The 12,446-nt window shown below is 38.9% G+C and carries 10 protein-coding genes; 3 read left to right on the forward strand and 7 right to left on the reverse strand.

Translation table 11 applies throughout. The annotated features are described in order from the left end of the window. Positions 1 to 127: 127 nt before the first annotated feature. Positions 128 to 2,884, forward strand: a complete 2,757-nt coding sequence (locus tag CWB77_RS10900) for a response regulator (RefSeq protein WP_138622710.1) — start codon at positions 128 to 130, stop codon at positions 2,882 to 2,884. A gap of 161 nt (positions 2,885 to 3,045) precedes the next feature. Here CWB77_RS10900 and CWB77_RS10905 read toward each other — a convergent pair whose 3' ends face one another. Continuing rightward, positions 3,046 to 4,470 carry a sugar porter family MFS transporter gene (locus CWB77_RS10905; protein WP_010388211.1) on the reverse strand — a complete coding sequence of 475 codons (1,425 nt, stop codon included), beginning with the start codon at positions 4,468 to 4,470 and terminating at the stop codon, positions 3,046 to 3,048. A 194-nt stretch (positions 4,471 to 4,664) separates the two neighbouring features. Between CWB77_RS10905 and CWB77_RS10910 the strand changes: the two genes are divergently transcribed. Beyond that, complete coding sequence (locus tag CWB77_RS10910; RefSeq protein ID WP_138622712.1) at positions 4,665 to 6,821, forward strand: exonuclease domain-containing protein; 2,157 nt, start codon at positions 4,665 to 4,667, stop codon at positions 6,819 to 6,821. 244 nt (positions 6,822 to 7,065) lie between these two features. Next, entirely contained in the window at positions 7,066 to 7,593 is a 528-nt protein-coding gene (locus CWB77_RS10915) for an SEL1-like repeat protein (RefSeq protein WP_054202429.1), read from the forward strand. 2 nt (positions 7,594 to 7,595) lie between these two features. Here CWB77_RS10915 and CWB77_RS10920 read toward each other — a convergent pair whose 3' ends face one another. The 6 genes from CWB77_RS10920 to dinG are packed head-to-tail and all read right to left on the reverse strand — an operon-like array spanning position 7,596 to position 12,412. Beyond that, positions 7,596 to 7,748 (reverse strand): YbaM family protein, encoded by a 153-nt coding sequence (locus CWB77_RS10920; RefSeq protein WP_010388219.1) that lies wholly within the window; start codon positions 7,746 to 7,748, stop codon positions 7,596 to 7,598. Further along, the gene (locus CWB77_RS10925; RefSeq protein ID WP_131691315.1) at positions 7,741 to 8,013 is read right to left on the reverse strand and encodes a late competence development ComFB family protein; all 273 of its coding nucleotides are present in this window, start codon (positions 8,011 to 8,013) and stop codon (positions 7,741 to 7,743) included. Before CWB77_RS10925 ends, CWB77_RS10920 begins: the two co-directional genes overlap by 8 nt. Before the next feature lie 50 nt (positions 8,014 to 8,063). Then, on the reverse strand, positions 8,064 to 8,951 hold the full coding sequence (locus tag CWB77_RS10930; protein WP_138622714.1) for a histone deacetylase family protein: 888 nt from the start codon (positions 8,949 to 8,951) through the stop codon (positions 8,064 to 8,066). Continuing rightward, positions 8,951 to 9,559: a primosomal replication protein gene (locus CWB77_RS10935; RefSeq protein ID WP_054202432.1), complete on the reverse strand. Its 609-nt coding sequence runs from the start codon at positions 9,557 to 9,559 to the stop codon at positions 8,951 to 8,953. The genes CWB77_RS10930 and CWB77_RS10935 overlap by 1 nt, the downstream gene beginning before the upstream one ends. A 1-nt stretch (position 9,560) precedes the next feature. Then, complete coding sequence (locus CWB77_RS10940; RefSeq protein WP_138605008.1) at positions 9,561 to 10,337, reverse strand: TSUP family transporter; 777 nt, start codon at positions 10,335 to 10,337, stop codon at positions 9,561 to 9,563. Beyond that, on the reverse strand, positions 10,337 to 12,412 hold the full coding sequence (gene dinG, locus CWB77_RS10945) for an ATP-dependent DNA helicase DinG (protein WP_138622716.1): 2,076 nt from the start codon (positions 12,410 to 12,412) through the stop codon (positions 10,337 to 10,339). Before dinG ends, CWB77_RS10940 begins: the two co-directional genes overlap by 1 nt. Positions 12,413 to 12,446: the final 34 nt, after the last annotated feature.

Consider the following 12,446-nt stretch of genomic DNA (forward strand, 5'->3'; position numbering starts at 1 on the left):
AATTCTAGCTTTTACGCACTTAGCTAATTTTTTGTCTTTATAGACAATAGCTAATGGGTAAGTAATAATTAAAACTCGTGATTATACTATACACCGCAGGTGTTCAATAAAGCTATAAAGGGTCAATATGACATCTCAGAGGAATAAATGGGCGCTGGCAATATTACTCGGGCTTATTGGAGGTTGCGCTAACCTTCTACCTCTGTATTTTTTTGATAGCTCTGAATTTTTATTTGGTCAGACGTTTGTAATACTTAGCCTAGTGTTTGCAGGGCTTCGTTATTCTCTTCTTAGTTTAGCGATTTTAACTGGTTTTTTATTTTATCGCTGGGGGCATAGCTGGACCAGTGTTGTTTATGTACTTGAGCTATTTTGGCTTTATGCCTTTTGTTTAAAGCGTTCTAAGCCAATACTTCCTTTAGGCGCCGTATTTTGGTTTTTAGTCGGCTTACCACTGGTGTGGGTTTTGGGTCACTTTGTTATAGGCCTGCCTTGGCTCACACTTGTTGTGGCTGCCTCAAAATACTTAATCAATGCTATGATAGCGTTGGCTTTGGTCGACTTGGTGAGTATATTTGTCCCCCATGCAAGCCGAGCTTATCAAGGGCAGCCTTTGGCCCGAATATTAAGCTATGTTGTAAGTATAATTATTGTTTTGGTGGTTTTGATCACTAGCGTCTTTTTGGTTAATCAGCATTATTCGCGCTTAGAATACGAAGTAAACACTCAACTTAAAGAAAAATCTCGTTCGATCAGTGCCCAGCTGAGTGATTATTTATTGTTTCATAAAAGTGCCATGGTAATAACCAGTGATGCAATAAGTGCTGGGGCATCAATACAACAGCAGTTAGAGCGGCTAATGGAGTTATATCCTGGCTTTGTAACTAGCCTATATGCCAGCTCTGAAGGTTATGTCGAGAAAAGTATACCGAGTGAATTGCTCAGTGGTTTGAGTCAGAGTCAGCGTTATGTTGATGATCGTCCTTATTTTGCTCAAGCTCAGCAGTTCCCGTTGGGCTACATCAGTGGTGTTTTTCAAGGCAGAGGATTAGGCGATCAACCCATTGTAGCGCTTTCCGCCCCGATTTATAAAAATGATGAGTTTTATGGGGTCGTTGAGGGATCGCTTAAGCTAGATCAATTAGAGCGGTTTATACCAAATTTATTTGAATATAATGGGGATTTACTTGTTCTAGATGCAGATAAAAAAGTGGTATTTAGTTCGTTAAGCCAGTTTGTTGCGCTCAGTGATTTTGAGCAGCAGGAGCTTAGCCTTCAAAGTCTCAGTGGAAATCAGCTTTTCCGCTCAAATGATAACGAGATGTACCATACAAATCAGTATGTTGACGACAACACAGGTTGGCAGGTTATATCGTTATATAATCGTAAACATTTAACCATGGTGGTAGTGGCTGCATGGTTGCCTACTATGTTATTAGGATTATGCTCTATTGCACTAGTGGTTTTATTTATTCATAAATTTACCCATTTGTTGGTTAAACCCATCATAGAGCTCACTCATTTAATTAATAGCTTTAGTAAAACTAAAAAACACGTATTTAATACAGATTCTAGTTGGTATGAAGTGCTGCAACTACAGCAACAATTTGAAATGTTGGGCAATGCACTACAACACTCAATTAAAAGTTTGCAAGCTTCTAATGTAAAAAATGAAGATCTCAATAAACAGCTTAGTCATTTTAATCAGCAATTAGAAGAGAAAGTCGCAGAGCAAACAACTGAATTAACACAAGCAGTTAAACTCGCCAATGAAGCAAATATTGCTAAGTCACAATTTTTAGCAAACATGAGTCACGAACTTCGAACACCTATGAATGGCATATTAGGTATGGGAGAGGTTTTGCTTCGAGATCAGTCCTTAAGTACCGAACAAAAAGAGTTGTTAATCACACAACAAAAAAGTGCAAAAAACTTGCTTAATATTCTTAACGATATTTTAGATTTTTCTAAAATTGAAGCAAATGCCATGGAGCTAAATATTAAGCCTACACAGCTAACTCCATTTATCGAAAATATACGTTCTTTATTTTCCTCTATTGTTGCTGCCAAAGAGGTAGAATTTACGGTTATTCAATCTAAGAATTTGCCACTGTGCATTAGTGTTGATGAATTACGCTTAAATCAGGTGATCATTAATTTACTCTCTAATGCGTATAAATTTACGCAGCAAGGCTTTGTGAATTTGTCGTTTGATTATCACGATAATAAGCTTCAAGTTAGCGTTGAAGATAGTGGCATTGGTATTGCGAAGGCACAGCAATCACTGTTATTTAGCGAATTTACTCAAGCTGATGTGGGCGTTGCGCGTAAATATGGGGGAACAGGGCTCGGGTTAGCTATTTCTCAAAAGCTGATAAAAATGATGGGCGGTGAAATTCAGTTACACAGCGAAGAAGGTAAAGGTAGTACGTTTGCGTTTAGTATTAGCGCACCAGAGTCAGCAGACGCTCCCTCAACCTTACCTAAAAAAGCAGCTTTGCAACCAAATCTACTGGGTAAGCACATACTGTTGGTAGAAGATAATGCGATAAATCGGCAGGTTATTTCAAAAATGTTGGAGCCGACTAAAGCTGTGGTTGTTATAGCCGAGGATGGTATTAAGGCTCTTGATGTATTAAAAGAGCAATCGTTTGATTTGATTTTAATGGATTGCCAAATGCCTAACATGGATGGTTATGAATGCACACGTACGATTAGAGTTATGGAACTTAAAACAGGTTGGCGAGTGCCTATAGTAGCGATTACGGCTAATGCCTATGAAGAAGATAAACAGCGATGCTTAATAGCCGGTATGGATGACTTTATTGCCAAACCAATTAATAGTGATGATTTATACACTGTGATTGGTAATATACTCAGTTGATAATGGTTTAACAGGCAAAAGCTTACAACGTGCCTGAGAGTATCCGCTTGCCAAATGGTTAAATGTATCTAATTAGTTTTATGAGCAGAAAAATAAGATAATAGAATGGGGGATTAGCCTGAGTAAACTAATGGAAAGTCGATGTTACTCAGGCTAAATAATTACATTGACTCTAATTTCATACCGCGTGTTTCTTTGATGTATTTGACCACAAAAAATACACTAATAAATGCCGATAAGGCATAAAAGCCATAAGCACCAGCTAAACCAATACTGCCGAGCATAATCGGGAAGGTCATAGTAATAGCAAAGTTAGCTATCCATTGCGCGCTAGCTGCAACAGCAAGGGCCGCACCGCGAATACGGTTATTAAACATTTCGCCAAGTAGCACCCACACTATAGGGCCCCAACTTAAGCCAAAAAATACCACAAACAAATTAGCCATTATTAATGCAAAGGTACCCATATTTTCGCTAAGTGCTAACTTGCCTGCTTCATCAAGTCCAGCGCTACCAAAGGTGTAAGTAAGTGCACTTAAACTAATAAACATACCCAAGCTACCTACCAATAATAGTGGCTTGCGGCCTACTTTATCGACTAAGGCAATAGCAATAAAGGTAGATAAAATATTGGTGGTGCCGGCAAGTACATTAATAAACAGTGATTGTGATTCATCAAAGCCGGCGGCTTGCCATAGCTCTGAACCGTAATAAAATACCACGTTAATACCAACAAATTGTTGGAAAACAGATAAAGCTACACCCACCCAAACAATAGGGTGTACTTTTTTACTGCCATCAATAAATAAGTCGCGAATACTTGGCTTTTTATCACTTTGCAGAGACTGCTTAACGTCACTGATTTGTGTATCTGCATTATCATTTGAGATTTTGTTAAATACAGTTTTAGCGTGTTTAAGTTTACCTTGTGCAACTAGGTAACGCGGTGATTCTGGAATAAAAAGTACACCAATTAAAAATAAGCCTGCAGGAACAAGTTCAGCCCAAAACATCCAGCGCCACGCGGCTAAATCTAACATTAAAATACCCTCGGCACCGCCAGCAGCGTTAGCAATTAGGTAGTTACTTAAAAAAGCTGCAAATAAACCAAGAACTATAGCGAGTTGTTGCAGTGTAGCTAAGCGACCACGTAGACTCGCAGGAGCAACTTCTGCTATATAAGCAGGCGCTAAAACCGAGGCAGCACCTATACCTAACCCACCAAACAAGCGGTAAAAAATAAACTCAGCAGAACTATCTGCAATGCCAGAGCCAAAAGCGCTGACTGCAAATATAATGGCAGTGACAATCATAATAGCGCGACGGCCAAACTTGTCAGCTAATGGGCCAGCGGCGAATGCCCCTAATGCACAGCCTAATAATACAGATGCAACATTAAAACCAGTTGCAACACTGCTTGAATTAAATGTATTACCCAATGCCGATACGGTGCCATTTATAACGCCTGAATCAAAACCAAATAAAAAGCCACCAATAGCGGCAACGGCCGATATAAAAATAACATAAAAAAGCGAGCACTTAGTCTGTGCGCTATGCTCACCTTTAGTTGCATGCTGTGTCGTCATGTTGTTCAATCCTAATTTTTATTATGTGTAATGTAGTTAAAGTGCCACTAATAATTTGCGGGCAACCTTAGCACAGAGTAATCACGCTAAAAAAGATATTTCAATAGTAATACGTATGCATAAAAAATTTTTATTGGGTTGATAAAAATAATGAGATGCTAGATACTGTTTTTATATACAGTATGGGCGGTTTTATGAAAAAAGAGTTACCAGCGAAATATTATTTGGCACATTTTAGAGAGCTATTAACTTTTGTGAGCGAGAAATGCATGCATTTACTCGAGCAAAAGCATATTTCATTTATTAGTAAAATAAACGCGCTCGACGAGCAGAGCCAGTGTATGTTGGCGCGCATTTATTCTCGTAAGCCTTATTTAGTCCAAACCCAATCATTAAACTACGAAGAAATTAGCTCGCCATACCAAGCACTTTTTAAATTAAAAGCGGCAAAGTTAATTGTAGAACCCTCTGATAAAGATCATAGGCAACTACTAAGTCACCTAACAAAACCGGCGTTAATAGAGCTGTTAGAAAAGCAAGAACAAACGCCATTATTTAAAAAAAGCGCTGCTAAAAGTAACTTAGTTGAAATAGCTATTTCATTCTTTGAATCTAAGCCAGAGTGTCTTGCACACTTATATAATCAGTACGTGATAAATAATAGAGAAGAGTATTACGAGTATTTTGAATTTTTATATATTGGCAGGCTCAGTGCAGGCGATATTAATCATCAAAATCGATTTGTACTGCGAGATTTAGGCGTAACACCTGTCAGGCAAGAGCATAATGAAAGCTTATCGCGCTTTGATTCAATAAAGGAAGCGCAGTCTAACTATGCATTAAACCGTTTGCGACTAACGCTTAAAAATACAAAAGATGACAATGAAAGAGAGGAACTAGCAAAGCAGTTAATAAATGAAGTAGCAGTAGGGGTTATTGCACAAGAGTTAAAAAACAAGCTACTGGTTATACTTTATAAGCAACTAAAAACAACTAACCCAACACTTGCGTTTGATTTACTTAATGCCTGCGAAGACGATGCACAAGCCTTCGAGATTCAAATAAGGGAGCAATATCGACAGGGCAATAAGCAATGGGTAAAAGCGCAGCTTGAGAAGATTATAGAAAACCCGCTCACCGATGAGTTACTGTATTTCGCAGATGACTTTTTAATGCGTAAATTTAACAAGCAAACCCGTTCGCGGCTCAGTGAAATGTTAGCCAGTACACGTTGTATTATAGAAGTTGATGAGCTTTACCGTGGCGATGTTGAGTTAGGTGTAAGTGAGCACTACACTCGTCAAGGTAAGCAGGTTTTTTACACTGAGAATACCTTGTGGCAAAGCCTATTTGCACTGGTTTTTTGGCAAGAGCTGTTTATTGAAACTCCGACGCCTCCTTGTAATGAATTTGATATTTTCCCGCAAGCGTTAAAAACAGACTCTTTTTACTTAAATCAATCTTCACAAATAGAAGCGCGGCTAGCTACGTGTAATAGTACCCCAAAATTGCTGCGTTTAGTGTGTAACCATGCCGCGAAGTATTATGAGCAACCAAATGGCTTATTTAGATGGCACAAAGATGTATTAAAGCCATTAGAGATGCTTATTTTAAACAGCCCAATAAATGCGCTATTAAGCCATTTAAAAAACATGGCAAAAAACTATCGACAATTAAAAGATGGTTATCCCGATTTAATGATTGTTGATAATAACGCCGTTCATTTTGAAGAGGTTAAAGCGCCTGGCGATAAGCTTAAAAGAAACCAGTTAGTAAGTATCGATAATTTAAAAAGCTGTGGCTTTATCGTAAATATTGCAGCGGTAAACTGGTATGTAGATCCTAAGCGGATTTATAGTGTTGTTGATATTGAAACAACAGGGGGATTAAAGGGTGGTAATCGAATTACCGAAATTGGTGTTGTTAAAATACAGCAAGGCAACATCATTGATACATGGACTACGCTGATAAACCCAGAGCGGCCTATCCCTCGTTTTATTACTAAACTAACCGGTATTAAAGACGCCATGGTAAGTGATGCGCCTATATTTAGCGACATTGCTTCGACTTTATTAGATAAGCTTTCGGGAAGTATTTTTGTCGCTCACAATGTTAATTTTGATTATGGCTTTATTAAAAAAGAGCTTGAGGGGCTGGGAATCAACTTTAAAATGCCAAAACTATGTACCGTTGTTGAGTCACGTAAAGCATTTAAGGGATTAAAATCGTATTCGCTGGGAAATTTATCTGCACACTTTAATTTAGACTTAACCAACCATCACCGTGCATTAGACGATGCTAAAGCGGCCGCGCAGTTATTATTACTTGTTCAGCAAACGGACAGTCAGTGATAGATTTACGTCAGTTAAATGTATTTTGCTTAAAGTAGTAAAGTGCCTTGTGTATAAATACAGGGTATTAAAAAATTAGGTTTATCTATTTTTAATGGCCGATTAAAACTGCGCTTATAAAAATAATCGCTGTAAGCTTTGCAATCCCATGATAATATTAAATTTATGTTAACAATTTTTAGGGCGGGTGCTTTAAAAGTGGTGTATGTTTCTGGGCAAAAACAATAATAAATTAAGGATAATAATGAATCATCGACAATTGAGTGCCACTTTGCTGGTATTGATGGCTTTAATAACTGGCTGTAATTCGTCACCAATAAGTCTTTACAGCGATAATACTATGAAGAAAAAAGAATATAATGGTGTTAAGGCATACAGAAAAGGGGAGTTTGAAGAGGCTTTTAACTATTTAGAAGAGCCCGCTGCATTCGGTTATAAAAGTGCACAATACACCCTAGCGTTTATGTTTTTAAAAGGACAATATTTAGAGCAATCAACTAAGCTTGGTATGGGGTGGTTGGGTGTTGCTGCAGAAGCTGGCGTTGAAAATTGGTCACAACAATATGATACTTTTTATGCCGCTGCGACAACAGAAGAGAAGCAAGAAATAGATGCAATTGTTGCCGTTTATATTGAACAATTTGGTGTTAAAGCTCAAAACATGACATGCCGTAGGTCAACATCACCTAGGCGCACATTCGGCGAAATTAAAATTGATTGTAATAAACACGATGGTGTTGTCACTGTTCATGAAATACAAACAATAGAGTAAAGCTAGTTACTAACTAGCTTCTTTTCAAAGTCACTTTTTACGATATCGAGCGCTTTTAATACTTCTTCTGGCTCTACATCGTGTTGCTCTAAAATCATAATTAAATCAACAGCCAGTTTCACGTGTGTAGGAGCTTCTTCTAACGGGTTACTCATGGAGCTCTTTCTTTTTAGCTATTTGATCAATCGCAAAATTAATGGCAACTTCTACGCGTTGTTCCATATCTAAACGATCTGTTTGAGTTAAATAAAACGCCATATCTACATCGTATCTAATATAACGTGGGGGTAATTGATTGAGTACGGTGCAGCAAAAGTCAGCCATTACATCGTCGTTGTAACGTTCATTAAGTTTACGTTTTTCTATTTCTTCTAAAACGAGTTTTTCGTAAAAATTGTGTATGTCGTCATCTAATCGCATATTCCTGTCACTCTTTTTTATTGTCTGTAATGAGTCTATACCAAGGATTGTTATAAATCGAGAGCCGCTTTAAATAGTTGCTTATGAACACTAACTAAATTGTTGATGTTACGTTGATAACCGCCACCTAAAACGCACATAAGCGGTATGTTCCGCTGCTTGCAAAAGTTAAGAACAGCAAAGTCGCGCTCATATATACCAGCTAAGGAAACATCAAATAAGCCGAGTTCGTCCTTGGTATAAATATCGGCGCCCGCATTATATAAAATAATATCGGGCTGGTGGAGGCGAACACATAACTCAAGAGCTTGGTCTAGTGTTGTTAAATACTCTGCATCGGTGGTGTTTGCAGGTAAGCCAAAGTCATAGTTTGAGTACTGTTTTTGCCGAGGAAAGTTTTGTTCACAGTGAATTGAGCAACTAATTATCTGCTCGTGCTGTTGGGTTATTTGCGCGGTACCGTCACCTTGGTGTACGTCACAATCAAATATTAATACAGTGTCGGCTTGCTCTGTTGAAATAAGATGCGCTGCCGCAATGGCTAAATCATTAAAAATACAAAAGCCACTGCCGTAATTGCTGTAAGCATGGTGATAGCCGCCACTTAAATTAGCCGCTAAACCACTTTCAAGTGCTGTTTCAGCGGCTTGAATACTGGCACCAACAGAGTAAAGAGTTCGCTCAACAAGTTTATAAGAGTGAGGAAATCCCATTTTTTTAACCGCTTTGTCAGTTAACGACCCGTTTAAAAAGTCAGCAATATAATCTGAGCTATGGCATAAGCTTAACTGCGCTTTAGTTGCTGGCGAAGGCGATATAAACCGCGTATAGCCTAAACGTTCAACTTCATGCTTGAGCTGTTGATACTTTTTAATTGGAAATCGATGGCGCTCAGGGAGCGTTAAAGCAGAGTAGAGAGGGTGATAAAAAAGCTGCATTAGCGTAGCTGTTGTTTTTCTACTTGTTGAATTTTGTCTTCGGTGGCAGAAATTGCTTTTCTACAACGGCCGAGTCGTGCATGAGTAGTTAAAATTTCTTGGTTAAGCTTTTGTGCTTGCGCAGGCGATGCTTTTTCCATTTGCAGTTTACGCTCTTCAATCATCAGTACTAGGCGACGTTCAAATTCATGGTTTTGTTTAAGTTCATCATATAATTCGTGGGATGATTGCATGATTTTTTGCACCGCTTGTTTATAAACAGGCTGTTTAGCACGAGGCTTATAATGACTTTTATTTTCTTTCACCCAAATAGGGGTCGATTTAATAACATTAAATACCGCTTGTACCTGACTGGCAATACGCTCAAGTGCATAGGTGTAAGCATGGCGGTGTTCGCTCGGTGGTAGGCTAGCTATTTCATCTTCTATTTCTACTACGTAGTCGGCTAAGTTCATACTTTTGGTGCTAAACACGGCTCTGTCAAATAGGCTCGGCTGTGCCTGCATATAACGGTTTTTAGAAAAGAGCTTTGCTTTGTCGAATTGCTCTGCCTGTTGCTTAAGCGTGGCAACTTGTTGGCGTAGTTTGTCTAAAGCAGCAGATTGCATATTAAAAGTATGCCTCGTAAATTAGTTTTAATGCTAAAAGTATAACCATAGTATTAAATACTGGACGAATAAATTTACTCCCAAAACGAATCGCTGAATGTGCGCCAAACCATGCACCAAGCATGATAAAGAAGCCCATTGTAATTCCCAGTAAAAAGTTAACATGGCCAAGTGCAACAAAGGTGATCAGCGAGATAAAGTTAGAAACAAAATTCATTGAACGCGCCAAACCACAATTAAGTAGCAAACTCATTTTATAAAGCATACCGTTTGAGGCAGTCCAAAAAGTTCCCGTTCCAGGCCCCGCCAAACCATCAAAAAAGCCTAGGCTTAACCCTTGTAGCCACTGTTTAATTTTTATTGCGCGGGTTAATTCAGGTAGGTCGTCGCTTTGTGTGGTACTTAAATTACCAAACAAGCTGTAGCAAGCCACTAAAATAATAATAATGGGTAAGAGCTTATTTAAAAATTCAATGCTTAAATGATCAACAATGAGTGTGCCTAACAAAGCACCTATGGCGGTAGCCATAATAGAAGCAAACCAAAATCGTGGGTTAAATAACTGTTTTTTATAATAGGTGATACTGGCCGTTAACGAGCCAAAACTGGCGGCCAATTTATTAGTGCCAAGCGTTAAATGAGGAGGTAATCCCGCCGTTAACAGTGCCGGTACAGTGAGTAAACCACCACCGCCAGCAATAGCATCAATAAAGCCCGCTAAAAGTGCAACGCCACATAAAATAGCCCAAGTTGTTGGATCGAGTGCAAGTTCAAACATCAGTAATCTATTTGTCTTTTAAAAGGTGGTAAGGTGTCGAGCATGGCTTTGCCATATCGTTTGGTGATTAAGCGTCTATCTAAAATAGTTATTGTGCCAATATCACTTTCTTTGCGCAGCAGTCTACCACAGCTTTGTACCAATTTCTTTGCTGCGTCTGGCACGGTTATAGATAAAAACGGATTACCGCCTTTACTTTGCACAAACTCCGCTTGTGCTTCTTCGATAGGCGAGGTGGGCACCGCAAATGGAATTTTTGTAATAATTAGGTTTTCTAAATATTTACCAGGTAAATCAAGTCCTTCAGAAAGGCTTTGGGTGCCAAATAAAATACTGCCTTTGCCTTCATCAATATTTTTAGTGTGTAATTTGAGTAAAGCTTCTCGTGACATTTCACCTTGTACTAATAAGTTAAATCCTTTTGTTCTAAGGAATTTACTTACATGGTCCATTTGCCAGTAAGAGGCAAATAACACTAAGTTGGCTTTTTTAGTGTTTAGATACTCGGGTAATGTTTTAGCAATATGATCGCTAAATTCTTTATCTGTTGGCTCTATGCTTGACGTCGGAATACGCAGAGTGGCTTGTTTTGGGTAGTCAAACGGGGAGGGGACTTTAATAAACTTTACCCCTTCTTCTTTAGCAAGGCCACTTTCATAGGCAAAATGATCAAATGAGCCTAGTGCGCTCAAGGTAGCAGAACATAGCACGGCTCCAGCACATTCGCTCCAGAGCTTGTCTTTTAAATAGTAACCGACCTCAATGGGGCAGTCGCTAAGCAAGTGATCATGATGGCTTTTATATTCAAGTCGTTTTATCCAACGCGCATGCGGCGTGCCTTCGCCTTTAGTAGCGTAACTAAACCATAATTTATTAAGTTGTTCTAACCGGTTTATGTATTGCCCACTTTCAGCCAGAATGGGGTCGGCAACATAAGGTTTAATATCACCGTCGCTTACATCTTGTGTGAGGGTATCGTGCATTTTATTCAAACAGCGTAAAGCATCAAGCGTAGCCTCACTAATGTCTTTTGCCTTCGCATGTAGCGATTTAGGAATTTCACCATGTTCAAAGCGATAGGTATCGTCTTTTGAATATTCAAAATCGGCGTTGTCGAGAATATCGCGGACTACTTTTAAATCTTTGTTAGCATCGTTAACGCTATCGCATAACTTAAAGTTTTGCCCAATACCTTTTTGCCCCACTAACACTTTGGCCATTTTGCCACTAAATTTAGTGAGTTTGTCGAGCCAATCTATCGTGCCTTTTATGGTAGCTGCAGCAGATGAAAAGTCGCGGGTAATATGCGCAAGATGATGCGCTTCATCGATTACATAAATGGTATTGTCGGGCTCGGGTAAAATTTTTCCGCCCCCTAAATCTAAATCAGCTAACAGTAACGAATGGTTTATAACCAATACATCCATTTGCATTAACTGCTGGCGAGCCAGTTGAAAAGGACATGTTTGGTGTGCTTTCATCTGGCGTTGGCAAGCATGCTTATCGCAAGCAATGAGCCCCCATACTCTATCAGGAATGGTATCGGCCCAGCTGTCTCTATCACCTTGCCATTTTTTATTGATATAGGCATCGTAAAGTTGCTTTAAGCACTTAGTTTCCATATCACTTAGTGGCGATGTAAGGGTAGGCATAAATTCCATTTGAGTTTGGCTATCGCTGTTCAGCGCATTATGAAGTTTGTGAGCGCAAATATAACGTTGGCGGCCTTTTACTAAATCAAATTTAAAATCGAGCCCTGAGTGCTTTTTAAAAAACGGCAGTTCTTTAGCGATTAATTGCTCTTGCAAAGCAACAGTAGCTGTAGAAATAACCAGTTTCTTTTTTTGTGCTAATGCCAGCGGTAGAGCGCCTAGGCAGTATGCTAATGACTTGCCGGTACCTGTGCCTGCTTCAATAACACAAATACGTTGCTTTTTATGGTATTCACCGGCTAATGTTTTGGCGATTTCAGCAACTAAATAGTTTTGACTACTGCGAGGGCGGTAATCGATTAGGTTATTTGCAACATGCTGGTGTACTTGTCTAATTGTTTTTTTAAGTGAGCTCGATAGCATGTGATGATTAACCTAAAATATGTATATAATTACA

Source organism: Pseudoalteromonas sp. S1610 (assembly GCF_005887465.1).
In the GTDB taxonomy this organism is placed as follows: Bacteria; Pseudomonadota; Gammaproteobacteria; order Enterobacterales; family Alteromonadaceae; genus Pseudoalteromonas; species Pseudoalteromonas undina.

What these genes read in the sequence shown, in the direction of transcription:
- dinG (WP_138622716.1), bottom strand. Translation starts at nt 12,412, where the DNA reads ATGCTATCGAGCTCACTTAAAAAAACAATTAGACAAGTACACCAGCAT.
- CWB77_RS10940 (WP_138605008.1), bottom strand. Translation starts at nt 10,337, where the DNA reads ATGTTTGAACTTGCACTCGATCCAACAACTTGGGCTATTTTATGTGGC.
- CWB77_RS10935 (WP_054202432.1), bottom strand. Translation starts at nt 9,559, where the DNA reads ATGCAATCTGCTGCTTTAGACAAACTACGCCAACAAGTTGCCACGCTT.
- CWB77_RS10925 (WP_131691315.1), bottom strand. Translation starts at nt 8,013, where the DNA reads ATGCGATTAGATGACGACATACACAATTTTTACGAAAAACTCGTTTTA.
- CWB77_RS10915 (WP_054202429.1), top strand. Translation starts at nt 7,066, where the DNA reads ATGAATCATCGACAATTGAGTGCCACTTTGCTGGTATTGATGGCTTTA.
- CWB77_RS10900 (WP_138622710.1), top strand. Translation starts at nt 128, where the DNA reads ATGACATCTCAGAGGAATAAATGGGCGCTGGCAATATTACTCGGGCTT.
- CWB77_RS10930 (WP_138622714.1), bottom strand. Translation starts at nt 8,951, where the DNA reads ATGCAGCTTTTTTATCACCCTCTCTACTCTGCTTTAACGCTCCCTGAG.
- CWB77_RS10920 (WP_010388219.1), bottom strand. Translation starts at nt 7,748, where the DNA reads ATGAGTAACCCGTTAGAAGAAGCTCCTACACACGTGAAACTGGCTGTT.
- CWB77_RS10910 (WP_138622712.1), top strand. Translation starts at nt 4,665, where the DNA reads ATGAAAAAAGAGTTACCAGCGAAATATTATTTGGCACATTTTAGAGAG.
- CWB77_RS10905 (WP_010388211.1), bottom strand. Translation starts at nt 4,470, where the DNA reads ATGACGACACAGCATGCAACTAAAGGTGAGCATAGCGCACAGACTAAG.